Here is a 25,730-nt window from a genome sequence, read left to right on the forward strand (position 1 = left end):
TTTGGTCCGGGCGACTTCATCTTCCGCACTGACAGCGATCTTGGGCAGTTGGCGGCGATACGTGCCGGAATCGGGATCGGCGTCTGCCATGTTGCATTGGCGGCGCGCGAACCCGACCTGGTCAGGGTCTTGCCCGACGCTTTTGAAATGGCCTTTGAAACCTGGGTCGTCGCCCATGAGAACATGCGGCATGTCAGGCGTGTCAGGCTTGTCATGGACAGGCTGATTGCGGGCCTGACCGCCTATGCCAGCTAAAGAAGCTCAAAGGCGATGTTCGCTTTGCGGGAACATTGCCTTGCGAGCGTCTTCATCAAGGTCGGCCTTGAACGTCTGTCCGCCTTTCATCGAGTCCCCGCTCGACGGCGAGACGGACGGCCATTTCAGCCATAAAGCGCTCAGCATTGGGATAGACGCTTTAGCCCTGCACACCAAAAGCATATCCGGCCGAAGCCGCCCAATCCTTTAGCGCCATGTCGGCGATTGTACAGGTATCCTCTGGTAGACAGCGCGCGTGGTGGTTCAGTATCTGTCTGCCAACCGCACGGTGGAACTGAATTCTACCGATGGTTGGCGGTCTGTGACCATCATGCATGAGCAGGCGAGCACGCCTTCCATGCCAACGGTTGCAGTGACAGTGGGGACTTATGTGTTCAACTTGCGGCTCGACACCCTGTTCGATCCCGCCGCAGCCATGGTGGGCAACTATCTGCTTCAGCAGTTCTGAAAGCCAGTGCGCGCCGGGCGTATCACCCGGCCAATTGCCTACTTTGCCTGAAGCCCAGATTTCGCAGATTGCAAAACTTGCTTTCGCAACCAGACGTTTGCCGCTTACGCACTCATCCGGGGATGCCAGAACAGGTTCATCTCAAAAGGTGCCAGTTCAAGCGGGGGACTCAATCAAATCGAGAATGTCGCCAAACCGTTGCAGAAACCGGCGCGGCAGGGTGCAAATCGGGTCTGTGCTGCTCAGGATCAACGCGGTCAGACCTTAACTCTGCACTGAGACGCTGCCGCCGTCCTGATACCCTGCGTCAGCCGGGTCGGCTACGGGCATCTGATGGTTTTGAGGCAATTTATAGCTCGCTGTGTGTACAGTCGTCATAGCGTCCGATAATGCAAAATTGTCGGACATATCAGCCTGCGGGAGGTGGCGGCGCTTAGACGGTTTAATGTCAGGCATAAACGCCGCATGAATTTGGGGCGGAAGGCCTTCCGTTTCCACGCAGTATCGCTGAATGGAGATGTTATTGGTTAGTCCGCCGACATGTCGTTGCTTGATATTGATCCAGGTTGTGCTGGGTCACATCGAGGCAGGTCGGTGCCTTGGACGGACCGCGGCGTGACTGCGCTGCCGTGTTGCCTCTTGCAGAGGTCTGCCCGGTGTGAACTTATCGCCCAACTTGTGCCAGACGTTCCGGACGCTGACGGCACCCGAACTTAAGGCTGCTGACATGACAACCATCCCCCGTTCCGGAACCTACGTCACCGTGCTGGCGGTGCTGGGTCTGACCCATCTTTTGAATGATCTGATGCAGTCGCTGATCCCGGCGGCCTATCCCATCCTGAAGGACGCTTACGGTCTGGATTTCGTCCAGATCGGGATGATCACCCTTACCTTTCAGGTGGCGGGTGCCTTGCTGCAACCCGTGATCGGCATGGTCACTGACCGGCACCCCGCGCCCTATTCGCCGGTGGTGGGGATGATGTTCACCCTGTCCGGACTGGTCTGCCTCGCCTATTCCCCGAGCTATGCAATGATCCTGATCTCGGTCGCGCTGATTGGCATCGGCTCGTCGATCTTCCATCCCGAGGCGACCCGGATGGCGCGCTATGCCGCGGGCGGCCGTCAGGGGCTGGCGCAGGGGATGTTCCAGGTCGGTGGGCAGGCGGGCGGCGCGCTTGGCCCGGTCTTCGCCGCGCTGATCGTTGTGCCCTGGGGCCAACCCAGCCTTGCGTGGTTCGCGCTGACGGCGCTTCTGGCGATGGGGCTGCTGACCTGGATCGGCAGCAAGCAGCGCCAGATCAGCGCCGAGTTCGCGGCGATGCGGGCGCGGCGCAAGACGACGGGAGCTGCGGCGCCACGGCATGCGCCCGCGACCATTGCTGTCGGTCTCGTGGTGCTGACGTTCCTGATGTTCACCAAGAACGCATATGGCGAGAGCTTTCGCTCGTTCTACACCTTCTACCTGATCGAGCGGTTCGGCCTGACGATTCCCGCCTCGCAGATGATGCTGTTCGTGTTCCTGATGGCCGCGGCGGTGGGTGTCCTGATCGGCGGGATCCTTGGGGACCGGATTGGCCGCTACCGGATCATCTGGATCTCCATGTTGGGACCGCTGCCATTCACGCTGCTATTGCCGCATGTGGACCTGTTCTGGACCGGCGTGCTGACGATCCTGATCAATTTGATCATGGCCAGCGCTTTTGCCTCGATCCTGATCTACGCGATGGACCTGCTGCCTGACCGGATCGGCCTGATCGGCGGATTGTTCTATGGGCTGAACTTCGGACTTGGCGGCATCGCGGCCGCGCTTCTGGGCGTGCTGGCCGACAGCTACGGCGTCGAGACGGTCTACCGGATCTGCGCCTTTTTGCCGCTTTTTGGGGTGCTGGCCTGGTTCCTGCCCCGGATCGACGAGGATGTCCGCTAACAAGGTAAAGGTTGTCGACACCGTTGGCGCCGGCGACACGTTTTGTGGCTATCTCGCTGCCGGACCGTATGCGGGTGTTGCATTGGAGGAGGCTGTGCGGCTTGGCTTGATCGCGGCCAGCCGCGCCTGTGCGGGCCATGGCGCCCAGACCAGCTTGGCCGCGAGGCCTTCGATCGCAAGCATCCGCTCTATCACGACACCACAGGATTCTGCGAAGGTGGTTTGCAGTCTCGACACCTCGACCGCCTGGATCGAGGAATTCTCTCCAATGTCGCGGCCCCAGTTGGTGACGGTCCAAAGGTCGATCAGACCCATCTGTTACAGGCGATAAAGCGTCTGCTGCAGCCGCTTGTCGCCATGCAGACTGTCAGACAACTGCTCCGCCGTGAAGGCGACCTGATAACCGTCTGCCTTCTGCAACACCTCATGCGCTCTCGCCACCAGCGCCCGTTCCTCCTCAACAGAGATGACGCCTCGCTGACAGAAAAGTCTGGCTCTGGGCCGGGGGAGTAGGCCTTCCGACAAATGCAGCCTGACTGGAGGACGCCTGTCTATTGAAAGTCGAAAGGGCTGATTGCCAGACCTGCGAACGAGGGTCGGCGACATCTCCGGTCAGTCTTGTGCTTGACAGGTCAGCCCGGAGGGGCCGCCGACCAGTCAGGTTATCTGGGTTTCAGTTTCGGTGTATTTACCGCGACGATGTTTTTCATGCTGGGCGCGGCTGCAATCTTCTTCTCAATAACTTTCTTCGGCTTCTTTTCATCCCGTCGTCGCTTTGTCGTATTCTTGGCCATGATATCAGTCCCTTTTTCTAGCTGCCATGCTTGGTCAGCTGAATAATCATATCGACTTATTTAAAGAAGGCCATGGTCATGTATGCGTTATTAATAACATTGAGTTGATACTCTATCACAAAATAAGGTTGGTTCATTCATAAAAGGCAGCGGGGGAACGACTTGTTCTCGCTCAAACAATTTGATACATCCAGTTCGGGTGGCATCAGCATCCATTTTTTTCAAAACAAGCCAGGTCAATGAGCTCATCATTCAACCTTTCTGCTGTCTTTCCCCTCCTGCAAGGGTTCAGTGCAAAAAATGCCTGAGGGTTGCCGGTTTGCGTGACACGCAAGGCAGCCCCTAATCCAACGTGAGACCTGAATTGCCCCTGCAGGAAAGCATGGGGTTTCTCTGTTTGCAGGATAAGACATGACAACCTGGACCACCCTAGCCCGCGCCGGAACGGCGTCGGGGGATGAAATCATTCTGAGACAACGTGGCGCGATATTCGAGATCCGGTATAATGGCATCGAACTGATGTCAAACCTGAATCACCAATCCGAAGATCAGCTGGCTCTGCGGGCCATGCGTCGTGTTGATTTCCGGGCACGGAGTATCCTAATTGGTGGCCTCGGGCTCGGATTCTCTTTGCGCGCGGTGCTCGACCTAGCTGTCCCTGAAGCCGAAGTAACAATCTGCGAATTGATCCCGGAGATTGCCGAGTGGAACAAGGGTCCCCTCGGACACCTGGCTGATCACCCACTTGACGACCCTCGCACCACGCTGATAATCGAGGATGTGCAGGCGCACCTGATGCGGTCGGACAAGAGCTATGACCTGATCCTGTTGGATACCGACAATGGCCCCGATTTCCTCGTTCGCACCGGCAACGCCGACCTCTACAAGCAGGGCGGGCTGGTCAGCGTGGCCGCGTCACTTGCAAAGGACGGCTTGGCTGCCTTCTGGTCGGCAACCGCCTCGGTTGAGTTCGAACGCCGACTATCCGCACAGCCATGGTTTTGGATGCGAGAGGATATCGCTCTCGTGCCGGGCCGCGTCGACGCGATGCATCACATTTACAGCTGCAGCGAGAGCGAAGCTGTTCTGGGACGGCCCAAGGCCGCTTGATCGCAAACGCAGCGCCGGTGGTATCATGGCTACTCGGCGGCAATGCGTCTGGGGATTTTCGGCTCCCTGGACGCGTCACCCAAAGTAAGCGTGCAGTTACCCGGCTGGCTGCAGGAAAGGGTTATCTGGCGATGGGGCAAGGCCGTCCGCGATCGGCGCAGGGCTGCATCCACCGCGTTCAGAACCGCATCGCGGCAGTCGATTTCCTGATCGAAACGTCCAACCCAGTAGCGCAGCGCATAACGGATTCCCTCGGGCTCGATGGCCTGAATCCGCACGTCGGGCGGTGGAACCTGCCGGATCAACGGGGTCTGCATCAGTGCCGCGCGGAGTGTTTCCGCAGCCTCGTCCGCCGTCGTTTCGTGTCCTAGCGTGACCTCGAGCTGGGCCCGGAATTCGCTGCGAGGTGCCGAGTAGTTGACGATCCGCTGTCGCGAAATCTGGCTGTTTGGGAGGATTACATAGGTGGAGTCGCGCGTAAGAAGCCGCGTGGTCCGCCAGCCGATCTCGATTATTTTGCCTTTGGCCAGACCTTCGACGTCAACCCAATCGCCAATGCGAAACGGTGCCTCCAGCCCCAGGGCGATCCCTGAAAGCGTGTCGGCAACCACGTTGCGGATGGCAAAGCCGAGCAGGGCCAAGACCACGCCCGAACCTGCAAGCACGCTGCCTGCACTGTGCCCGGTTAGCAGCACGCCGCCAGCAATGAACGCTATCAGGAAGAACGACGCCGACAGGAGGTCACGGAGCAGCTGCGGAACGGGTCGGCTGCGGGGCCGCACCCGCGAGAAGACCTGATCCGCGATCCGGCTGAGCAACCAGGCGATGCCAAGATAGGCCGCAATCTGCAGACCATCGTGCCCATGCCCGCCGAGAACTTCGATGCCCAGACGCGCGCTCAAGGCGAAGGCGGCAAGCTTCATAGCCGCGAGACCGCCTAGAAAAAGCATAGGTGCAAGCAGCTTTTGAATGATCATCATGGCCGTCGCCCGATCGGCCTCAAAGGCGCGATGCCGTTCTCTCGAGCGGGGTCTCTCTTCTGTAATCGGTTGCGAGCGGTCGACGGGGCCAAGGGTCCAGCCGGAACAAATCGGACCCGGCAAGACGGGCAGCGCCCGGCTGCGGCCCGAGGCACGGTCGCGCCACAATTGGCGCAGTAAGCTGGAATAGATCGATGGAGCATTTCTTGCCCTCCTTTTATTTGCGGTTAGGTGTTCGCTATAGCTGCCTTGCCTCGGGCGCGGCGCGGGGCTGCACGACCTGCAGAATGGTGAGGCCAAATAAAATGTGTGGTGAGCCTGGCGGGGGCGGAGAGCCGCTCAGTCGAACAGCATCGCACCCTTTGTGCCTTGTTGATGGACAGCCAGAACCTGAAGTTCGCCAGTCTCGCAATTGCCGTCGACAAAGTGTTTGCGCTGTCCCACCGCCAAACCGATCAGCGTGACGCCCAGAATGCTGCCAATGGCCATTGGCCTGCTTTCGTCGCCAGGATAATCCCAGTGATAGAGCTGGCGCGTCACGGGTCGATGGTGATCCAGGACAAAAGTCGCCCGGGATGCCCCGGTGACGATATCGGTGGGAAGATCTTCCGTCTCGGTGACCCACGCATTCAGAAGCTTCGCGCGGATCAATCTCGCGAGCCGCGCGGAACTGTGTCCGCCCAGCTCTTCGCAACGACGCCGGTGCTCGTTTAGCTGCCAGTAGTCGTCGCGACTGCGCACGGCCTGGGCCGGGCGCAAGTCGGGGCTCATGCCCGCGCGAGGCCGGCTAACGGGGGAATGACAGTCGAACGCGCCCGCTTTGCCTTGCGGCTGCGGGGCAATGGAATGGCGATACATGATTGTTCCTCAACGGACAGAGTCCGCCTGGCTGACCTTGGTCTTGGAAGATTAGGCCCCGGGAAAAGGCGTCAGCAGGCTACCGCCTCTGCCCGGGGCAGGGTGCGCGTCAGCAGCGAACCGGAAAAGATCTGGAACCTGACATGAGGCGTGAACGTAACCATGTTAGTGGACATAGGCCCTTGCAGAGTTAAAAACAAGCTGGGCTACCGGAAAGCGGGAATTGAGCAGGAGTGTCGCCTTTCCGGCACAGTGAACGTATCCCCAGCCGAAGCAAATGGCACGCCACGCGTGAAATGGGCCACTTCGAGGTGATCCATGCCTCAAAGCCTTGAATCGGATCGCCCATCCCAGCTGAATTATGCATATGCATGATGAAGAAAGCAAATTTTAGTGTCGCTCTGAACGACAGCTTAGATCAATGCCTTCCTTTTCCTGCTATTTGCTTGGATGCGACCCTTCATAATTCAGAGATTCATTTTATTGTCTGGACAATTCCTCAATTTCGTTCAAATGGGCTCAACACATGCTGGCTATTAAGAATCTCGACAATTGCAGTATGGGTTGATCTTTTTATAGCATTTCTTGCAACGCTGTCGTCGCTGGAAATTGTCGGATCGTAGTTGCGACAGCGACCACTCAGCAACTCAGCTTTGCCAACAATTATGCGCGAAATCACTCGCCGTCGCTCCCAGAGACCTCTGCTGATCCAGGTCGCTCTCTGAACGCCAGTCGGGCGTGTCCTCTGACTGGAAAACCTGTGATACTCGCGGCAAGCAAGATCGGCGGCGCATCCGCCAACCTCAGCTTGGACCGATCAGGCGCCAGAAGAATACCGCGCTCATTCCGAAACCCACGGTCGCAATGATCCCGCGGACGACGGGTTTCGGAAGGGCACGTGCCAACGGCGCTCCGGCGTAACCCCCTGCGGTCGCGGCGAGCATCATGACCACGGCTTGTGGCCAGGCAACCAGTCCGGCCGCAGCAAAGACAGCAGCTGAAATTGCTGACAGCAGAAAGCTCAGCCCCGATTTCAGAGCATTCATGCGATTGAGGTCCGTCATGCCCCAAAGAGAAAAAAGAGCGAGCAGAACGATCCCGAGCCCGCCATTGAAGTAACCTCCGTAAAGCGACACGAGAAAAAGGCCCAGAGCGCCTTCCGACGATACACCCCGGGCCTTTTCAGCGGCCCATTGGCGAACTCTGTCACCGAAGAGGAAGGCAAGAGTGGCACCAAGGAGCAGAAAGGGAACCACCAGGGAAAAGGCTTCGTTCGATGATACCATGAGCAATCCGGACCCGACCAGCCCTCCGGCAAGGGTGATCCCCACGAGACGCAACAGCCGTTTGCGATCGAATCCACGCAACTCGTGCCGAAAGCCCACTGCACCACCCAGATAGCCCGGAAAGACAGCGACTGTGCTGGTTGCGTTGGCCATCACTGGCGGCATGCCAGTAAACACCAGCGCTGGAAACGTCAGGAAGGTTCCTCCACCCGCAACCGTATTCAGGATCCCTGCGCCAAAGGCGGCGGCGATCAACAAGATCATTTCCATTTCGATGGTCTTTCATGATGCTGTTTGAATGCGCACTTTCGTGCCGCGCTTCAGGCCGGAGGGATGGTTTCGAGAATGAAGAGAGCGTTCACCGTGCCGTCCTCGCACAAGAGTGGGGCGCGTTGCCCGGTGCGCATACCTATAAGCGTGGCCCCGAGCAGTGAAGGAACCAAAATGTTGCCGCCGGACGGGACGCCATGTTGCACTCGATGAACGAGCAACCCAGTCTCATGCTCGCCTCCACCAACCGAATAGGTGACCAAGCTGCCACCGATAACAATGTCGCGCCCTACCGGCCCCGAAACCGCTTTGGTATTGAAGATCTTACTTTGCAAAGCATAGGCCAACAAAGTCCATGATGGCGCACGGCTTCGTTCGCATGTCTCGAGATGGCATCGCAAAAGCTGGTGGTCGTCTTCAGGTAAGACGCTTTGATCTCGAAATCGGTATTTCGGGACAGCAGAAGAACGGGTGTTGACCGGCTGGAGTTTGGAACCGATTGCCATGACTTTTCCTCGGACGGCTCGCCGTCGCACGCATTTTCAGGAAAACGAGGAGGCCCCGGGTAGGCTACTCAGCGCACAAGCGCTGGAACCGCCCGGGAAGCGGGCGGTTCAGCAGAAGAAACCGGAAGTGGTTTTCATTCGATACCATGGCACAAGGTTAGGAATGCGCCGAGCTCAAGTCAATCGGTGCGCACCCACCAGATACCCGCGCGCAGCACATATGTCAGAAAGTCTGTTCTATCGGCGCTTTTGCGCTGATCCCTGGCCGCTATGTCTAACCGACAGATTGAAAGCACCGACGCAACGGGCCATATGTAGGGCATGACGATGTTCAGCTTCCATATGAGGTTCCTGCGTTCCGCAGGAGTTCTACTGAACCGCCGGTAGCCCCGGGCGGCTTGAGCAGTTTTGCTCGATGTCGCCACGGGGACTTTCCGCAATAGCATCTCTCAAATTAGCAGAGCGACACGCGGCATTCATGCCGCGCGAACCTTTAGGTTTTGGCCTCACGCGTCCAAGCCTCCGGCCTTGAGAGATATGTTTAGTGGTTTCAGACTTGGAGAAACTCATGTCTTCCTGCATCAAACAAAGAACGCTCAGCCAAACAGCGGAGCGCCCCGTCGAGGTGAAAAAGCTTAATCTGCTCCTTCGGTGGTGGCAGAGCGCAGTTAAAAATTGGCAACGCCGAAGGATGATCGCAGCTCTCGCCGCTCTGGATGACCGAATCCTTATGGATATCGGCATTCCACGCGGCGAAATTGAACGGGTCGTCGATGGGTTCGATGCGCGAGAGCTACGGATGCCGCCGCTCGCTCCAGAGCCGGAAAAACTGGACACGTCCTATGCTGAATTCAGACGAGCAGCATAAAATGAGCCCTGCGCGACCGGAAACGCATCACGTGTTGTCAGTGTCGCGCAGGCATCAGCCTGCCGGACGGATGCTCGTTGGCCCCTTCAGACAGGATGCGCAGGGTCGTTGGATGACGAACTTGTTCATCCTGTTTCGGGTTTTGCGTCAGAACCGCCCCCAGCCCGGGGCGGTCTGAACGCGCAACCACTGTGCTGCTGCCCCGGGTCAATCCACCTCATCCAATCACCTGAGTTATTAGGGCGGCTTAGATGTCGTCCGAGGGGGAACCATGATCAATTCCGGACAACACAAACGGATCGAAGAGCCAACTCCGTTTCAGAAGGATGGTTATGCAGCATTGTGCGACCTGTCCGTCCACTGTGTTCTGACCAAAGCAGACCGCCGAGCATTGGCAGAGCACATTCTGCGTGCGGACAAAATTGGAACCGGCGCTTTCGAAATGCTGACAAGATTGCTCAGTCAGAAGCTGCTCTATGCGACCGTGCGGAAAGACGACAAGATCGGGGCTGCGACCGCAGCGGGCGGCTCTCGGGTGACTTACGCAATTGACGATCTAGAGCCGCAAACGGGACAGCTGTTCCATTACGATGAGTATGCGTTGGGCCAAAATGGCATCCACATTGGAACGCTGCTGGGAGCAACCTTGATTGGCATGAAGGCTGGTAGCCGTGCGCCATTTCTTCAAGCCGACGGCTCGTTCCGCAGCGTGCGCCTTCTCAGCGTGGATCACTGATCATCACGCAAGTAGGGCGCCCGCCGGCGCCCCGTATTTGCGCACATCTACAAACGCTTACGTAAGCCACCGCGCCGTATGAACAATGGCGCGGTGGCATTCCTCCCTTTCACGACAAAGAAAGAAAAGACATGACCACTTCTCCTCCAATTACATCAACCCGATTGCCAAAGATCCATCTCGACAAGACATTGGTGGGCCGCCTTGAGGCCCTCGCCTCTGCAACGATGCGGCGGTCTCCAGAAGTTGGCGAGCGGTTATTGACCGAAATCGCCCGTGCGAAACTGGTCGCGCCAGAGAAGCTGCGCGATGATATTGTCACCATCGGAAGCGAGGTCACATATCGCAACCTCAGCACCGATCGCGTTCGCACTGTTGTTGTAGCCTATCCCGAAGACGCTGATATCGACCAGCAGCGCATCTCTGTTCTGACACCTGTTGGTGTGGCCCTGCTGGGGTTGAGTGCAGGTGCCACGATCTCTTGGGTCACGCGCGACGACGAGACCCGCGTGCTGGAGGTTCTGGAAGTGAAGCCTCCGGCACCGCTGTGACCCACACGTCCTCTCAGCGTGAAGCGGGCAGTCTATCCAAAATCTGACTGGGCGAAAACGTCGGTCACTTTTCCACAAGGTTCTCTCATGTCAGACAATCATGCCGCGCCACAAACGCTGCCCGGTGGCAATTTAAGCAAGGTTTGGTCTGGATGGCGCTGAGCATGGTGGCTTTCATCGCGATGTCGGTCGGCTCCCGGGAAATGGCGGCTTCCTTGTCCATTCAGCAGATCCTGTTCTTCCGCGCGCTTGTCGGTTTGGGCATCATCGTCGCTGTCGGAAGGTCGCTGTTTCCCGAAATCCGCCAGATGCAGGCGCTCCCCCTGCATCTGGCGCGGAACATTCTGCATTTCACGGCGCAGTATTTCTGGACCATTGGCGGCGAACAGACCGACGTTCCGGCGGGCGATATTGGCGTGGGCGGCCGCGAGATCGGCTACATGTTCGGCCAATACAAGCGCCTGAACAAACGGTTCGAGGCGGGTGTCTTTACCGGCAAGGCGTTGGCCTATGGCGGATCCCGCGCGCGAACAGAGGCCACGGGCTACGGCAACACATACTTTGTCGAATCCATGCTCAAGACCAAAAGCACCGATTTCGACGGCAAGAACGTGGTGGTGTCCGGGTCGGGGAACGTGGCGATCTATTCGATTGAAAAGGTGCAATCCTGTGGCGGCAAAGTCGTCGCCTGTTCAGATTCCAGTGGTTACATCGTCGATGAGAGCGGGATTGATTTATCCTTGCTCAAAGAGATCAAGACCATCCGCCGCGAGCGGATTTCCGAATACGCCCGTCGCAGGGGCAATAGCGTGCATTTCATCGCCTCTGACAAAGGTTCGATCTGGGATGTGCCCTGCGAAGTGGCGATGCCTTCGGCGGCGCAGAACGAGCTGTCTGGCAAAGACGCCCGCTGTTTGGTGAAGAACGGCGTGATTGCCGTCGGAGAGGGCGCGAATATGCCGTCCACGCCGGAAGCCGTGAAGGTGTTCCGCGATGCGAGTGTGCTATTTGCCCCTGGCAAGGCAGCCAACGCTGGGGGGGTTGCGACCTCTGCGCTGGAGATGCAGCAAAACGCCAGCCGTGACAGCTGGACCTTTGACCAGACCGAGGCATGGCTTGCCGCCATCATGCGTGGCATCCACGACACCTGCTATGAGACCGCCGATGAATACGGCGCGCCAGGAGATTACGTGCTGGGTGCCAACATCGCCGGGTGTGTGCGCGTTGCCGTCCCGCATGGAAATCGACGGTGAGGCGCTGGATCCTTTGCCCGGACTGTTCATGCTTTTGAACAAACCTTTGGGCATGACCTGTTCGCACAAGGAGGTCGGTCCCCTTGTCTATGACATCCTGCCCCCGCGCTGGAGATGCTGCACTCGCGCGATTTCAACCATCGGGCGTTTAGACAAGCGGACATCCGGTCTTTTGCTCCTGACCGATGATGGCGACTTGCTTCACCGTGTCATCAGCCCAAAGAGCCATCTCAAGAAGATCTATCGCGCCAAGCTGGCCCGCCCGCTTGTTGGCACCGAAGGCGATCGGTTTGCCTCGGGCCGTTTGATGCTGGAAGGCGAAGACAAACCGCTGGCCCCTGCCGAACTGCAGGTGATCACGGAAACCGAAGCACTGCTGAGTGTGGCCGAGGGTCGATACCATCAGGTGCGCCGCATGTTTGCGGCCACTGGCAACCACGTCGAAGATCTGCACCGCGAGCGGCTGGACGGGCTGTCACTGACTGATGGCATGGCGCCGGCTCAGTGGAACCTGCTGAACGAACACGAGATCGCCCTGATCTTTTCCGTTTCGAATGCGGCGTGAGTTCCGAACGATCGGGTGAACGCCACCCATCAGCCAGCCTGCCAGATCACCGCAGTCCCCGCCGCGCAGGCTCGAACGCGGACCACAAACATCGCACTCACGGTGCAGCACTCATTGGTGGGCCAAGGTTGGCTCGCCTCAGGTGTCAGTCGGTCACCAGTGGATAAGCGGCCGGGTCCTGTGCTGACCATTCCCACATCGAACCGGCATAGTTGCGTGCATCGACGCCTGCGCTCTGCAATACAGCGGTGACAAATCCCGACCGGATACCCGCCGTGCAATACGACACCACCTGCGTTGTTTCTGTCACGCCAAGCGCGTTCAAACGCGACGACAGCGCTTCACCCTGCAGAACTTTTCCATCGGCACCCACCAGATCGGCGAAATACACGTGTTTCGCACCGGGAACATGGCCGCCGCGCGTTTCGCCATAGGGTGTATCGCCCGCGTATTCGCGCGGCTCTCGGGTGTCGATGATGACCACGTCCGGTTGGCCGATCAGTGCGGACAGCTGTTCCTTGGTGACTTCAAAATCCGACGTGCGGCGGATGGTGAAATTGCCGGGAATGGCCGCAGGCGTTGCCAACAGATCGCCATCGGCCAAAAGTGCCGCGATCCCTCCGTTCACCAGATAGGCCTGCTGATGGCCAAGGGTGCGTAACGTCCACACGATGCGGCCATCCTCGCCCCAGCTGTTCGCGGTGTCCGCCACCGCGATCACTGGAACTGCATTGGATACGCCGAGTGTGCGCAGCTGTTCCGTAAGAACGGCATCATCCGCCAAAAGCTGACCCTTGGTTGGCAAGTCTGGATTGCTGAACTCCTGCCATGTCACGGGTGTTGATCCGGGCAGGGATTGGAGAGCGCGTTGTGCCGCGCCACGGGTGTCCAGAAGCAGGGCCCCAGCCGCAAGCAGGCTGCGCGCTTGGTCCGCCTCAATCACCCACTGCTCTGTGTCCGCGACTTCAGCCTGTGCGCCTGTGACACAAAGCCAAGGCAGAATGCTCATCAAGACAGCGACAAAGACAAAGCGGCGTGGGGCTAGAACAACCATATTGAATCTCCATCAGAACGAAAAATGCCATCGTTAGTCAACTGACATAGCCCGCAGAAAAGGCTGGCGCTACCACTCATCGAGTAAAACATGTGCTCGGTGGAAGCTGCTATGACAGAAGAAATTGCCTGGCTCTGTTTAAGGCGATGAGGTGGCAGAACGTCACCAGCCCGTCACCCTGAACGAAGCCGGAAAACTCTGCCTAAGGGTGGTCCAACGTTGGGGGTCGGATCAAGACAAATCCGGGGTCTCCTTCACGCTGGACGGTCGCATCGCTGACGCCGTGCTCGCGGCACAGCTCGGCCACCGGCACACCGCCTTCGGCCTGCCGAAGGATCGCGATGGTCTGCGCCTCAGTGCATCTTCTTGTCTTCATTCAGAATCTTCTCGTCATCTTGCCGAGAAAATTCTACTTATGCAGCCCCATAATTCCGGGGGGATTACCCCTTGGAGCAGCCGGTTCACGAGCGCCGTCCCGGCAAGCGCATGTCGACTGCTTCAACAAACGCCGCCAGCTCAAGCCCATCGGGAACATCCCGCCCGCAAAAGCCGAGCCCAACTTCTACGCAGCTCTGGAAACCAAAACCATGGCCGCGTAACTGACGTCAATCAGCCTCCGGCAAGCCCGGCGCGGTTCAGCGCGATGAACGGGGCGATGAATTCACCGGAGCGCGCGTTTCCGGGCCTTGCGGCGCTGGGGTTGCCGGATTGGTGCCGGTCTTGCTGGTGTTGGGAATTGCGCAAGCCGGTCAGTCGACCCTTGCGGATCGCTGCTCCGGCGCAATGTTGTCCCACGCCCATGTCTTTAATCTGCGGCCGTCGCGCTGAGGCTCAGTGGAGACTGCCAAGCCGGAAGCGGCGCAGCTCGGGCAGCACTGTGCCGAGGTCGCAGCTGCCGCCCGCACCGAGGCCGTGGTAGACTTTGGTGAACAACCCATAGAGCCGCTCATAGACGGCATGGGCCGCAGGATCTGGCCGGAAGACCTCGGTCAGCGGGCAGAGCCGCGCCTGCGCGGTGGCGATGTCAGAGAAGGCCCCCGCCGCAAGGGCGGCAAAGATGCAGGCCCCGACCCCGACCGGCGACGAGGCGGGCACATGCACATCGACCCCCATCACGTTGGCATAAACCTGATTAAGCACCCGGTTCTTCTGCGGGATGCCGCCGGCATTGATGAGGCGGAGGATGGACAATCCGCCGTCGCCCATCCGCTCGATGATCAGCCGGACATGCATCGCCATGCCCTCGATTGCGGCATGCAACTCATCGGCTGCCGTATGCGCCAGGTCCCAGCCCAGTGTGACGCCGCCGAGGTCGGAGCGGACCAGAACGGTGCGGTCGCCATTGTCCCAGACCAGCCGCAGCAACCCGGTGGAGCCTGGCCCGTGAGCTGCAATCTTGCCACTGAGCGTTGCCACGTCAGAGCCGGCGCGGCGGGCGATGGCCTCGAAAATGTCGCCGGTGGCGGATTGGCCGGCTTCGATCCCCATGGCCCCGGGAATGACGCTGCCGGGGACCGCGCCGCAGATTCCAGGGACTGGAGTTGTCGCAGCGTCGCCGATGGCAATGATACAGGTCGAGGTGCCGACCACGTTCACCACGTCGCCCAGACGGCAGCCGCTGCCGATGGCATCCCAATGGGCGTCGAAAGCGCCGAAAGGGATCGGGATCCCAGGGCGCAGCCCCATACGCCCAGCCCAGTCCCCGGAAAGATGCCCGGCGATTTCGGTCGAGTCGCCGAAGCGGCCGGACAGCTTTTCGTTGATCCCGTCCAGCAGTGGATCAACCCGGCTGAGAAAATCCTGCGGCGGCAGCCCGCCCCAGCGCGGGGACCACATCCATTTGTGGCCCATGGCGCAGACGCTGCGCGGCAGCGCCTGCAGGTCGGTGATGCCACAAAGCGTCGCCACCACCATGTCGCAATGTTCCAGTGCCGTGGCGACCCGGTCGCGCTTGCCGGGGTTGTGGCGCAGGAAATGCAATAGCTTGGCGTAGCCCCATTCATGCGAATATACGCCACCGCACCAGTCGATTGCTTCCAGCCCCTCGGCGCGGGCGAGCGCGGTGATTTCCGCCGCCTCGCCGTGCGCGCGGTGGTCGCACCAGAGGTAATAGTCATCCAGCGGCTGCAGCGCCGCATCCACCACCACAACACTGGAGCCGGTGGTGTCGGCGGCGAAGGCCGCAATGTGCTGACCGTCGATCCCGGCGGCCGCGATGGCGGCGTGCATCGCTTCGGTCAGGGCCTGCATGTGATCGGCATGGGCCTGCTGACCCAGAAGCGGATCCTCGGCGCTGCGCTTCAGCGGGTAGGGGGCCGCCGCAGTGGCGAGGGTGCGGCCATCCATTGTATCCATAATGGTTACGCGCACGCTGAGCGTGCCGAAATCCGCGCCGGCAACAAGGGTCATGTCGGTTGTCCGTAAGTTGCGCTCGCCCCGTGCTTGCGCAGGAAGTGCCGGTCGAGCAGCGCCGGTGGGAACTCCGGTACGTTGGTCCGCAGCATCATGCTGTGCCAGGCGAACTTGGCAACCTCTTCAAGGATGGTGGCGTTCATTACCGCTTCCTCTGGCGTTCGGCCCCATACGAAGGGGCCATGGCCTGCCACCAGCACGGCGGGGATCGCATCGGGGTCAAGATCGCGGAAGGTCTCGACAATCACCTCGCCGGTAGCGCGGACGTAATCGGCGGAGATTTCTTCCGGCGTCAGGTGACGGGTCACGGGGATGGTGCCGTGGAAATAGTCGGCATGGGTGGTGCCCATCGGCGGGATCGGGCACAGGCATTGCGCCAGAATGGTGGCGAAGGTGGAATGTGTATGGATCACCGCGCCGACGCCTTGGAAGGCACGGTATAGCACGAGATGTGTCTCGAGATCTGACGAGGGGCGCAGCCGGTTGTCAAGGACACGACCATCCAGATCGCTGACCACCATGCAGTCGGCGGTCATCTGGTCATAGGGCACGCCGCTTGGTTTGATCACGACCTGGCCGGTGGCGCGGTCGATGGCGCTGGCGTTGCCGAATGTGGCGATCACCAGCCCATTGCGCACGGTGGCGAGGTTGGCCTCAAGCACCGCCTTTTTCAAATCATCCAGCGACATATCATTCCCTTTGTGGAAGGGGTGGCCCGACCTGCCGCGCCACCCCGGATTGTCAGCGGGCCGCGGTCCAGCCCTGATAGTCGCCAAGATTGTCGGCGGTGATCAGCTGCGGCTCAAGCAGGACGGTGGGATTCTCGGGTGTGTTGCCCTGAAACATCGCATAACCCATTTCCAGCGCCTGACCGGCCATGACATAGGGGTCCTGCGACGCGGATGCCTTGATCAGCGCGTCCGGGTCTTTCAGAGCTTCTTCGATATCCGGCGCGCCATCGACGCCGGTGATGATGAATTCGCTGCGGCCAAGCTGGCGCGCAGCGAGTTGGGCACCGATCGCCGTCGGATCATTGATCGCAAAGACCGCGTCGATCTTGTCAAAGCGGGTCAGCAGGCTCTGCATCACGTTCAGCCCGCCATCGCGCGAACCCTGGCCGTTCTGGTCGTCGGACAGGACGTTGATGCCTTCATGTGCGCTGAACACTTCTTTGCACCCTTGCACCCGGTCGCGGATCGACGAGGACTGCGGGCCGTTGATGATGATCACGTCACCGGTGCCGTCAAGTGCGTCGACGAGGTACTGACAGGCCTTGCGACCGGCTTCGACGTTGTCGGTCATCACAGTGACATCAGCACCGGGGGCCGACACGTCAAAGGCGGCGACGGTGACACCGGCAGCCTTGGCACGGGCCACGGCGGGGGCAATCGCCTCGGCGTCGACCGCGTTCAGCATGATGATGTCCATCCCGGCGGCGATAAAGCTGTCGATCTGCGACGACTGCTTGTTCAGATCATAGTCAGCCGAGACCGAAGTGACCTGCACGTTCGGGTTGATCTCTTTGGCGCGGTCTTCGATGCCCTTGATCGTGGCGACAAAGAACGGATTGCCCAACAGGCCGACCGAAATGCCGATCCGTTCAAGTTCCTGAGCGCTGGCCGCGCCCGTCATGGCGAGTACGGCGGCGGCGGTGCAGAGAAGTTTTGAGGTGGTTCGCATGGTATCCTCCCGTTTGATGCGATGGTGAAATCAGGTGCGGGCCGAGCCTTGCAGGCGCAGCCGGTCGAGGGAGACGGCCACGATGATGACGAGGCCCTTGATGATGAATTGCCAGATGTCAGAGACCCCGCTGAGGATCAGCCCGTTCGACAGCACGGCGATGATCAGCGCGCCGATCAGCGTGCCCCAGATCGAACCGACGCCGCCGACAAAGCTGGTGCCGCCGAGGATCACGGCCGCGATGGCGTCCAGCTCATAGGCCTGCCCCAGTTGCAGCCCGTTCGCCGCATAAAGCCGCGAGGCCGACATGACCCCGCCCAGACCGGCGAGCAAACCCGACATGGCGTAGACGAAAAGCAGCACCAGCCAGACCTTGATGCCGGTCAGACGGGCCGCCTCGTGGTTGCCGCCCACCGCGTAGATCCAGGTGCCGAGCACGGTGCGGCGCAGAATGAACCATGAGACGACGATGACCAGAAGCGCGATGATCGCCAGCCACGGGATGCCGAACAGCGTGGCGTTGCCCATGGCGGCAAAGGGCAGGTCAGCGTTGAACACCGTGGTGTCGGCACCCATCAGACGTGCGACACCGCGTACCGCCGTCAAAGACCCAAGTGTCACGATAAAGGGTGGCAAGCCAAGAAAGGCGATCAGGCTGCCATTCACCAGGCCGAAGAGCAGACCCATGAGAATGCCGGCGGGAATGCCCATCATGCCCCATTCCGGTGAGAGCGAGACGATCAGAGCCGCCATCGCCGCCGCCGACAGGATAGAGCCCACCGACAGATCAATGCCGCCGGTAAGGATCACATAGGTCATCCCAGCAGCCAGCACGATGTTGATCGAGGCCTGCTGCATCACGATGGACAGGTTGTTGGCGGACATGAAGCGCCCGCTGACCAGTTCAAAACCGATTGCGAGCAGGATGAGCACCGGCAGCATGCCAAGCGCGCGGATCATGGTGCGCATCCGGGCCCGCTGTTCAAGTGCCGTCTGGTCTGTCGTGTCGGTCATCTGGTGTTCTCCTCACCGTTCAGTCTGCGCTGGCCGCAGCCGGGGCTGTCGTCGGGGATGGCTCTGGGGCGGCGCCTGTGGACAGGACCATGACCGCCTCTTGCGTGATGGGTTGGTTGGGGGCGGCAGTGACCTCACCAGAGATGCGACCTTCCCGCATCACGACAACGCGGTCGGCCACGCCAATGATTTCCGGCAGCTCGCTGGAGATCATGACAATCGCCATGCCGCGGGCGGCCAGCGCGTCAATCAGCCGGTAGATTTCTGATTTTGCGCCGACATCGACGCCGCGCGTCGGCTCGTCAAGGATGATGACCTTGGGGTCCAGTTCCAGCAACCGGGCGAGCAACACCTTTTGCTGGTTGCCGCCCGACAGCGCGCCCACGGTCAGCTGCGGCGACGGGGCCTTTACCGCCAGCGACGCCATGGCGGCACGCGCCCGCTCCGCCGCGCGGCGAAAGTTGGTCAGCCCGGCAGAGGCGTCGCGTTCCATGACGCAGATGTTGATGTTCTCGGAAATCGTCATGTCGAGGAACAGGCCCAGCCCCTTGCGGTCCTCGGTCAGATAGACAATGCCATGGCTCAGCGCATCGCGCGGCGATTTGGGCGTCACCTCCCGGCCTTCCAGAAACACCCGACCGGACGTGGCCTTGTCGGCCCCGTAGATCAGACGGGCGAGTTCGGTCCGCCCCGAGCCGACGAGGCCGGAGATGCCCAGCACCTCGCCACGCCGCACCTCGAAACTGCAATCCCGCACCAGACGCGCATCGCTCATATGCTCCACTTTGAGCACGCTCTCGCCCGCAGCTGTAGCCTTGTGCTCTTTCTTGTAAAAGGTGCTCAGGTCGCGGCCCACCATCATGGACACCAGTCTGGCAGCCGACAACTCGTCGCGCTCCAGTGTGCCCACATAGGCCCCGTCGCGCAGCACCGAACAGCGGTCAGAGAGGCGGTAGATTTCCTCCATCCGGTGGCTGATATAAACGATGGCGATCCCCTGCGCCTTCAGGTCGGCGATCACGCCGAACAGCTTTTCCGTCTCACGGCTGGAAAGCGAGGTGGTGGGCTCGTCCATGACAATCACGCGGGCCTTGGCACCAAGGGCGCGGGCGACCTCAACCAGCTGCCGTTCGCCCATCGACAGCGAACCGACGAGGGTGCCGGGGCCGAAGGTCACGCCAAGACGCTGCAGGATCGGCCCGGTTTCGCGAAGCATCTGGCGGCGGTTGACGATTCCGGCCTTTGCGCGCTCTTCCCCGAGGAAGATGTTCTCGGCCACGGTCAGGTTTGGGGCCAGCGACAGCTCCTGATAGATCACCGCGATGCCATTGGCGCGGGCCTCTTTCGGGCGGCCGGTCTGCATCGGAATGCCGTCGACCAGCACCTCGCCGCCGGCGTCGGGCACATAGGCCCCGGACAGGATCTTCATCAGCGTCGACTTGCCGGCACCGTTTTCGCCCATCAGGGCATGAACCTCTCCCGGCATCACCGTCAGTGACACATCGCGCAGCGCCCGGATGGTGCCGAAGGTCTTCGAGATCGACCGCATTTCCAGCATGGGCGTCATCACACAACACCCTTTGCAATAAGAACGTCCACCCCGCGCTCTTCCAGCATCTTCGCATCCTTGTCACTCAGCCCGTCATCGGTGATGAGACGGGTGACGCGGTGCAGCGGCAGGGCGACAGTGGGGGGGCGTTCGGAAAACTTGCGGCTATCCACAAGCACGATGATCTCGTTGGCAAGATCCACCATGTCGTTGATGAAACGCACAAGCAGCGGATGCGATTCCAGAAGCCCTTCGGCGCTGACGCCGAGGGCGCTGACGAAAAACTGCGAGGCATAGAACGGCTCACCTCCGCGCGCGGCTTCGTACAGGATGCCGGGTTCGCGATGCAGATCACCGCCGCCGACCTTCAGCTGACAGGTGCCGTGCTCGGCCAGATAGGCCGCCAGCGGCATCGAATTGGTGAAGGCCCGCACGTTGCGATTGGCGATATGGGTGCCGAAATGAAAGCAGGTGGAGCCGCCGTGAATGATGATCAGGCTGCCGTCACGCACCAGCTCACCCGCCCTGCGGGCGATGGCCTGCTTTGCGGCCACGGCGATATCGCGGTTCAGGATGAAGGGAAGGGCCACCGGAGCGCGTCCGCCACCATTGGTCAGCGCGGCGATACCGCCATGCACCTTCTGCGCCAGACCGGCACCGCTCAGCTTCTCGATATCGCGCCGGATGGTGGCTGCGGACACGCCGACGGTCGCGGTCAGATCCTTGACCGAGACAAAGGGCCGCTCTTCGAGAATCTGGACAATTGTCCGCTGGCGCTGCTGATCGCTCACGTTTGTATCCCCCGAGTCAGAGTGTGAGTGAATTTGAGCATTCATTCAAGATAAATTTCCGATTATGAGGAAATTTCTTCATGATTGATTGAAAGGGGTCATCTCTGGGCAGCGTTGGTGCTTTTCGCCACCTTATCTGGCGGCTTCTTCTGGTTTGCGGAAGACCTGCAAAGATCGCCGCCATGGTCCATCTGAAGGTCAGTTTTGATCCGCAGGGCGCTCTGAAGCTGTCATGGCATGTCTTTACCAGATGTCGATCTCGATAAGTGTGACCGGACTGTCCTGACCGTCGAAAGTAGCATCTACCGCGAAGAGCATGATTTCGAACTTTCCGTTCTTGAACCCCCACTGTGTTGTCGAATAGGCATCGCCGGGCCCGCGCCATTTGTCGCGTTCTGTCACGCTGCGGCTGCTGCTGTCATAGACCGGCTTGACGACTTCGCGCATGAGCGGGAACCCGGTGATCACAATCCCCTCGACGACTGTCGCATCCGCCTGGTCGGCATAGCGGACGTCGACTTGCGGCGATGGGAAAAAGAGCTCTGACACTGTGCCGTGCTGGTCGGAAAGCAGGAAAACCGAGGTGGTGTTATAGGCACCCGCCTGACAGGGAAACTCCATGATCAGGGCCTGACGCGCGGCGGTTTCCTCGCCGATCTGTAACTCATGACCCGGCACCGACGCAGCATCGCTGACCGGGATGTTGCAGTCTTTGGGCATGTTGGCACCGTGATAGGCGATGGCTTTGTCGCGTGCGGCGGAGTGCCAGCCGGCATCTTGCGCGGCCGCGGGGAGCGCAAAGGCGGTCGCGCTGAAGAGGACGGATGCAATGAAGCGCATGTCAGATTCCTTTTCGTTTTCCATACGGGACGCCGCCCTGCGATGATCCGGTCCCGAAAAAAGGATGCCAAGGGATCAAACGCTTCACCCAGGGTCCGGCACGCGAAGCAACCAGGTCAGAAGGCTTCGAGCTTCCGGAGAATGTAAAAGACGGTGCCACCGCAGCCGATGAAACAGATCCAGATCAGGCCGTGAAGGATGCCCGCAATGGGCCACTTCCGCCAGATCGCGAGCGCCAGTGCCGTGACATAGAGCGTGTAGCACAGAAGATACAGGGCGAGCAGATAGAAGCCCAGATTGAACAGATCATGGTTTTCTGTTCCGGCAAAGGCCGAGGCCCCCATGACCCAGAACAGCAGCAGGAAGGGCGCTGCGAAGGCCATAAGAAGCGGCGGGATCGCGACCAAAGCCATTGGCAGGGTCCGACCCGTTCTGTCCGGATTTTTCCACCTTTTCATTCTGTTATCCTGAAAGCCACGATCAACCCGCCCCTGTCTTTTATGGTGTCTCGCCAACCTGCAACACGGTGAATTCCCGCCGGGCGTTCATGTCGAAGAACGTACTGAACAGTGGGTTGAGGCTTTTGTCGGTGCCGTCGCCGGTCACTGTCAGCACGGCTGCGCAATATCCATCGGGGTGTTCAGAGGTGGCGGTGGATGTGGTGCCCTGTGCGACATCGGGCATGGATGTGGCCCAACGCTCTTCGATCAGCGTTGCCGCCAGATCTGCCGTTTCGCAATCCGGATAGGCAAGCGAGATGGCAACTGCGGGATGGTCCGCATGAGCATCGGCGATAAGCCCGCCCAGAAACGGTGGGATACCCGCACTGCCGGATGTGATCTGCGCCTTCAGGTGATTGCGGATGGCGTCGATGTCACGCCCCCCGCCAGGCATGATCGCACTGGGATCAATGCTGGCAAAGCCGAAAGCGGGGGAAATGAGCACGGCCTGAACGATGGTTTGGTCGCCGACGGCAACCTCCAGCCCCGCTGTCAGCGCCTGAACCATGGGGTGGCGGTCCAGACCCGAGTCTCCGAAATCGCCGAGCATCCCGGGCAGGGTGTCGGGCGTGCTGGCCTGAATGAGGACATTGCCTTTCGCTCCGGCAAAAGTTGGCGCCCCGACCGGGCTGCGCCACGGCATACCGCGATCTGCCAAGGTAAGATCGGCGATCCTCGGTTCCCCGTTTCCGATAATCCCCTCCTCTCCGACAGGCTTGAAGTCACCGTTGGTCAGGGTTGTGACAAGATCCGTCGCAGTGTCATCGTCAGCAAGTCCCCAGACCGTCACCGTGTTCGGCGGTTCACCATAGCCAACGAAATACCTCACATCCTGCAGATCGACACCGGCCCGTTCATGCCAGTTATCCGTATCGCCGGAATAGAGCGCGGCGGCGGGTGGCAGCATTGCCCCGACAGGCGCGCGCATGAAATGCCGGGGTGTGATGTCTCCGTTCTGTTCAGCCGCCAGTCGCGCGACGGCGGCGATATCGACAAAATAGGCCTGCTGTGAGACCGGATTGCTCAGCACCGTATCGGGCAACTGGCCGAGCGCGTCGGTGAGCGGATCAAGAGTCTGGGCCAACACGGGGCCGCTTGTCAGTATCAGTGTGGCGGCGACAGGACCAAGGCGCATCAGTCATTTCCTCAACTTCGGATTTTTTTCAAAGGTGTGACGACTGGCGGCGCGGCAACCTTGGTCGCAAATGCAGATTGCCTCGATTTTTTGGGACGCCGGGACAGGTTTTTCGACCAAGATTGTCGCGCACCGGGTCGTCTCACACTTAGATGAACGGCAACATGGGATGACAAGCATGACATCTTTGAAAGCACTCGCCCTTGGAATGTCGGCTGTTCTGACATCTCAGGCCGATGGTCAGAACCGGGTTCAGACAGAAGACCTCGTCACGGGTTTGCTCGCCGTCGGCGGCACCGGTATCGCGTGTTATATGGCTCCCTGTCCCTGGCGCGGTATTTCGCAGACGGACAGCAGGGATCGCGTGATCTGGTCCGGGAATGTCCTGCCGGTGCTGATTGCCGGGACGGAGGACCGCGCGCGCGTCGCGGCGGCATGGGACCGCTACGATTGTCTGGTCGTCGATGGCAGTTATGACGGCACGGCGCTGACGATCCGCGACATCATCGGGCCCTGCACATGATCCGGCCTGTCGGATTGTTCTGCGCTGTCCTTGGCTTCGCCACCCCGGTTCAGGCGATGGAGGCCGATGAGTTCTCAAGGCTGCTCAGCGAGGCGGTGTCGGGCGTGACGATGGCGCGGGTCTATGCCGAAACCTGCGCATCGCGCACCCCCGATCTGGTGACTGCGCAACGAGATGCGATGGCGGGCTGGGCATTCCGGGTGGATCTGGACGGCTATGACCGGCTCATGCAGGCCGCGGTCAGGGCACAGGATGGGTTAGCGGCTGACCTTGAGGCGCATGACAAGGTTCTGCGCGAAGCGATAGCCGGTGACATCGATACCGACGACTCCATGTGCCAGGATTTTGCGACATGGCTTGAGGATGACCGTTTTGATCTGCGATCCCACATCCGGGATCTGCTGCGCAATGCCGGTGATTTCGGGTTCGTCGTTGCCGATCCGGCTCCATCGTCCGACACACCGGGGGAGGTCGAGGTTCTGGATCTTGGGACGCTTTCCGCGCAGGCTCTGGCCGAAATGGAAACCGTCGGCTCCCGCGCTGGCGCGGAGTCCAACCGTGACCTCCGGAAAGCCCGTGAAGAGCATCTGCTGGCATGGCTGCGTGGCCGGGGCATGCTGGTTGCTTATGGCAGGATCACCGCTGCGGATGAAATGCGCGAATGGCGCGGCGACAGGCAGTCACAATTCATGGTCGATTGCCGGAGTTTTGAGCCGGGCCACGAAGACATCATGGCCGGAAAGATCGGCGAGGATATGGTTGTTGTCGGAGAGCCGCGTTGGGTCAGTGAACGAGAGGACAGTGGTGTGATCGGACTGCGTGATTGCAGCCTGTTCCGCCTTGAGGAAACCGGGATGGCGCTTACCCAAGGCGATGATACCAGCGGCCTGATGCCAAGGCCGCCCGCGTTTGATGAAATCTATGCCGGCCCGGATGCAGGCATCGCGGCCGGTGACATTGACCGCGTGCTGTACGCAGCGGAGTTCACCAATCGCATGGATGGCTTCGGCAATGGCTACACCGACCGGCGCGAAGATATCTACGTCCTGCTGCGTGACGGGACTGCCTATCGCCATGCGTGGGATTTTCCGTTCACCGATATCAATGTAGACCTGTCGCGGGACCGCGAGCCGGATCGCTGGTTCACATGGACGGACCGCCGGGGGAAGGCGAGCGTCGCCCCGACAGGCGGGCCGGATCCGGGGGAAGAGGTTGACCTGTCAGAAGCCCGGCGCTTGCGGCCTGCCGCCCCGGCGCAACGGTTTGACGGCACTTATTACTACCTCAATGTGGGCATGGGCGGTGCGCGCCGGGATCTGGAATATGTGTTCGCCCCGGATGGCACTGTGACCTTCACGCGCGGCGGGTTTGTTGCGGGTAATTTCGGAACCTCCTACATCATCGTCTCGCCGGGTGAGGATGTGAGCCGTCTGGCCTATCGCTTCGATGGGTTTGCAATGGTGATTGAAGGCCCGGACGGGTCCGAGCGGCATTTCTTTGCGATGATGGAGGATGACGACACAGACCGGCCGGCAGAAGTGTTGATCAATGGCAAGGTTTACTGGGTCAGGGATGATGAATGAAACCGTTCGGTGTGCCTGCCCTCATGCTCCATTCGACATCGGCACCGGATGAGAAGAGCATTCGCCATCACACGGATCGGCACGAATGTGCTCATCGACCGGCTCTCAGTCAATAAAACCGACACATCGGGACAATGACGAATAATCTTAGGGAACGGGTGGCAACGCGCTGTCGTTGTTCCGAAATATTGCGTTTAAGCCCGTATTTGCCTGCTTGTCTG

28 protein-coding genes and 2 pseudogenes are annotated in these 25,730 nt (G+C 60.2%); 11 read left to right on the forward strand and 19 right to left on the reverse strand.

The window, feature by feature from the left end:
• The 3 genes and pseudogenes from J2X53_RS15740 to J2X53_RS15750 form a co-directional block, all read left to right on the forward strand.
• Positions 1–255, forward strand: a pseudogene (locus J2X53_RS15740) (LysR family transcriptional regulator); the annotation flags it as partial.
• Positions 256–514: 259 nt separating this feature from the next.
• The gene (locus tag J2X53_RS15745; RefSeq protein ID WP_349038443.1) at positions 515–724 is read left to right on the forward strand and encodes a hypothetical protein; all 210 of its coding nucleotides are present in this window, start codon (positions 515–517) and stop codon (positions 722–724) included.
• 727 nt (positions 725–1,451) lie between these two features.
• Complete coding sequence (locus J2X53_RS15750) at positions 1,452–2,651, forward strand: MFS transporter (protein WP_349038444.1); 1,200 nt, start codon at positions 1,452–1,454, stop codon at positions 2,649–2,651.
• Positions 2,652–2,699: 48 nt separating this feature from the next.
• Here the strand turns inward: J2X53_RS15750 and J2X53_RS15755 are convergent, their stop codons facing one another.
• The 3 genes from J2X53_RS15755 to J2X53_RS15765 all read right to left on the reverse strand — a co-directional run bounded on the left by J2X53_RS15755 (position 2,700) and on the right by J2X53_RS15765 (position 3,445).
• Positions 2,700–2,966 (reverse strand): hypothetical protein, encoded by a 267-nt coding sequence (locus J2X53_RS15755; RefSeq protein ID WP_349038445.1) that lies wholly within the window; start codon positions 2,964–2,966, stop codon positions 2,700–2,702.
• Positions 2,967–2,969: 3 nt separating this feature from the next.
• Positions 2,970–3,092, reverse strand: a complete 123-nt coding sequence (locus tag J2X53_RS15760) for a hypothetical protein (protein ID WP_349038446.1) — start codon at positions 3,090–3,092, stop codon at positions 2,970–2,972.
• 221 nt (positions 3,093–3,313) lie between these two features.
• The gene (locus J2X53_RS15765; protein WP_349038447.1) at positions 3,314–3,445 is read right to left on the reverse strand and encodes a hypothetical protein; all 132 of its coding nucleotides are present in this window, start codon (positions 3,443–3,445) and stop codon (positions 3,314–3,316) included.
• Positions 3,446–3,856: 411 nt separating this feature from the next.
• On the opposite strand from J2X53_RS15765, the gene J2X53_RS15770 reads away from it, so the two are divergent.
• The gene (locus J2X53_RS15770; protein WP_349038448.1) at positions 3,857–4,555 is read left to right on the forward strand and encodes a hypothetical protein; all 699 of its coding nucleotides are present in this window, start codon (positions 3,857–3,859) and stop codon (positions 4,553–4,555) included.
• A gap of 29 nt (positions 4,556–4,584) precedes the next feature.
• Here the strand turns inward: J2X53_RS15770 and J2X53_RS15775 are convergent, their stop codons facing one another.
• The 4 genes from J2X53_RS15775 to J2X53_RS15790 all read right to left on the reverse strand — a co-directional run bounded on the left by J2X53_RS15775 (position 4,585) and on the right by J2X53_RS15790 (position 8,455).
• Complete coding sequence (locus J2X53_RS15775; protein WP_349038449.1) at positions 4,585–5,535, reverse strand: mechanosensitive ion channel family protein; 951 nt, start codon at positions 5,533–5,535, stop codon at positions 4,585–4,587.
• Between the two features lie 339 nt (positions 5,536–5,874).
• Positions 5,875–6,393, reverse strand: a complete 519-nt coding sequence (locus J2X53_RS15780) for a hypothetical protein (RefSeq protein WP_349038450.1) — start codon at positions 6,391–6,393, stop codon at positions 5,875–5,877.
• 803 nt (positions 6,394–7,196) lie between these two features.
• Positions 7,197–7,949: a sulfite exporter TauE/SafE family protein gene (locus J2X53_RS15785; RefSeq protein ID WP_349038451.1), complete on the reverse strand. Its 753-nt coding sequence runs from the start codon at positions 7,947–7,949 to the stop codon at positions 7,197–7,199.
• 50 nt (positions 7,950–7,999) lie between these two features.
• Positions 8,000–8,455, reverse strand: coding sequence for a hypothetical protein (locus J2X53_RS15790; RefSeq protein ID WP_349038452.1), 456 nt, complete (start codon positions 8,453–8,455; stop codon positions 8,000–8,002).
• Positions 8,456–9,023: 568 nt separating this feature from the next.
• Here J2X53_RS15790 and J2X53_RS15795 point away from each other — a divergent pair.
• From J2X53_RS15795 to J2X53_RS15815, 5 genes are all read left to right on the forward strand, one after another.
• Positions 9,024–9,323, forward strand: a complete 300-nt coding sequence (locus J2X53_RS15795; RefSeq protein WP_349038453.1) for a DUF1127 domain-containing protein — start codon at positions 9,024–9,026, stop codon at positions 9,321–9,323.
• A 271-nt stretch (positions 9,324–9,594) separates the two neighbouring features.
• Entirely contained in the window at positions 9,595–10,059 is a 465-nt protein-coding gene (locus tag J2X53_RS15800; protein ID WP_349038454.1) for a hypothetical protein, read from the forward strand.
• Positions 10,060–10,190: 131 nt separating this feature from the next.
• Positions 10,191–10,610: a nucleoside diphosphate kinase regulator gene (gene rnk / locus J2X53_RS15805; protein ID WP_349038455.1), complete on the forward strand. Its 420-nt coding sequence runs from the start codon at positions 10,191–10,193 to the stop codon at positions 10,608–10,610.
• A 152-nt stretch (positions 10,611–10,762) separates the two neighbouring features.
• The gene (locus J2X53_RS15810; protein WP_349038456.1) at positions 10,763–11,863 is read left to right on the forward strand and encodes a glutamate dehydrogenase; all 1,101 of its coding nucleotides are present in this window, start codon (positions 10,763–10,765) and stop codon (positions 11,861–11,863) included.
• Between the two features lie 28 nt (positions 11,864–11,891).
• Positions 11,892–12,428, forward strand: coding sequence for a pseudouridine synthase (locus J2X53_RS15815; RefSeq protein ID WP_349038589.1), 537 nt, complete (start codon positions 11,892–11,894; stop codon positions 12,426–12,428).
• 145 nt (positions 12,429–12,573) lie between these two features.
• On the opposite strand, the gene J2X53_RS15820 is transcribed toward J2X53_RS15815, so the two are convergent.
• The 12 genes and pseudogenes from J2X53_RS15820 to J2X53_RS15875 form a co-directional block, all read right to left on the reverse strand.
• Complete coding sequence (locus tag J2X53_RS15820) at positions 12,574–13,482, reverse strand: rhodanese-like domain-containing protein (RefSeq protein ID WP_349038457.1); 909 nt, start codon at positions 13,480–13,482, stop codon at positions 12,574–12,576.
• A gap of 265 nt (positions 13,483–13,747) precedes the next feature.
• A pseudogene (locus J2X53_RS15825) lies at positions 13,748–13,858 on the reverse strand (transposase); the annotation flags it as partial.
• Positions 13,859–14,091: 233 nt separating this feature from the next.
• Positions 14,092–14,277: a hypothetical protein gene (locus J2X53_RS15830; protein WP_349038458.1), complete on the reverse strand. Its 186-nt coding sequence runs from the start codon at positions 14,275–14,277 to the stop codon at positions 14,092–14,094.
• Between the two features lie 36 nt (positions 14,278–14,313).
• Positions 14,314–15,891 carry a ribulokinase gene (locus tag J2X53_RS15835; RefSeq protein WP_349038459.1) on the reverse strand — a complete coding sequence of 526 codons (1,578 nt, stop codon included), beginning with the start codon at positions 15,889–15,891 and terminating at the stop codon, positions 14,314–14,316.
• On the reverse strand, positions 15,888–16,583 hold the full coding sequence (araD, locus tag J2X53_RS15840; RefSeq protein ID WP_349038460.1) for an L-ribulose-5-phosphate 4-epimerase AraD: 696 nt from the start codon (positions 16,581–16,583) through the stop codon (positions 15,888–15,890). The genes J2X53_RS15835 and araD overlap by 4 nt, the downstream gene beginning before the upstream one ends.
• A gap of 52 nt (positions 16,584–16,635) precedes the next feature.
• Positions 16,636–17,574, reverse strand: coding sequence for an ABC transporter substrate-binding protein (locus tag J2X53_RS15845; RefSeq protein WP_349038461.1), 939 nt, complete (start codon positions 17,572–17,574; stop codon positions 16,636–16,638).
• A gap of 30 nt (positions 17,575–17,604) precedes the next feature.
• Positions 17,605–18,588: an ABC transporter permease gene (locus J2X53_RS15850; protein WP_349038462.1), complete on the reverse strand. Its 984-nt coding sequence runs from the start codon at positions 18,586–18,588 to the stop codon at positions 17,605–17,607.
• A 19-nt stretch (positions 18,589–18,607) separates the two neighbouring features.
• Positions 18,608–20,155: a sugar ABC transporter ATP-binding protein gene (locus J2X53_RS15855; protein WP_349038463.1), complete on the reverse strand. Its 1,548-nt coding sequence runs from the start codon at positions 20,153–20,155 to the stop codon at positions 18,608–18,610.
• Positions 20,155–20,928, reverse strand: coding sequence for a DeoR/GlpR family DNA-binding transcription regulator (locus tag J2X53_RS15860; RefSeq protein ID WP_349038464.1), 774 nt, complete (start codon positions 20,926–20,928; stop codon positions 20,155–20,157). Before J2X53_RS15860 ends, J2X53_RS15855 begins: the two co-directional genes overlap by 1 nt.
• A 243-nt stretch (positions 20,929–21,171) precedes the next feature.
• A complete protein-coding gene (locus J2X53_RS15865; RefSeq protein WP_349038465.1) occupies positions 21,172–21,768 on the reverse strand; it encodes a hypothetical protein in 597 nt (198 codons plus the stop codon).
• A gap of 116 nt (positions 21,769–21,884) precedes the next feature.
• On the reverse strand, positions 21,885–22,181 hold the full coding sequence (locus tag J2X53_RS15870) for a hypothetical protein (RefSeq protein WP_349038466.1): 297 nt from the start codon (positions 22,179–22,181) through the stop codon (positions 21,885–21,887).
• An 85-nt stretch (positions 22,182–22,266) separates the two neighbouring features.
• A complete protein-coding gene (locus J2X53_RS15875) occupies positions 22,267–23,352 on the reverse strand; it encodes a hypothetical protein (RefSeq protein ID WP_349038467.1) in 1,086 nt (361 codons plus the stop codon).
• A 121-nt stretch (positions 23,353–23,473) separates the two neighbouring features.
• On the opposite strand from J2X53_RS15875, the gene J2X53_RS15880 reads away from it, so the two are divergent.
• Together J2X53_RS15880 and J2X53_RS15885 are read left to right on the forward strand one after the other, a co-directional pair.
• Positions 23,474–23,926 (forward strand): hypothetical protein, encoded by a 453-nt coding sequence (locus J2X53_RS15880; RefSeq protein ID WP_349038468.1) that lies wholly within the window; start codon positions 23,474–23,476, stop codon positions 23,924–23,926.
• Positions 23,923–25,509 (forward strand): hypothetical protein, encoded by a 1,587-nt coding sequence (locus tag J2X53_RS15885; RefSeq protein WP_349038469.1) that lies wholly within the window; start codon positions 23,923–23,925, stop codon positions 25,507–25,509. The genes J2X53_RS15880 and J2X53_RS15885 overlap by 4 nt, the downstream gene beginning before the upstream one ends.
• Positions 25,510–25,730: the final 221 nt, after the last annotated feature.

The sequence above is a fragment of the Pseudotabrizicola sp. 4114 genome (assembly GCF_031457365.1).
Classification (GTDB): Bacteria; Pseudomonadota; Alphaproteobacteria; order Rhodobacterales; family Rhodobacteraceae; genus Pseudotabrizicola.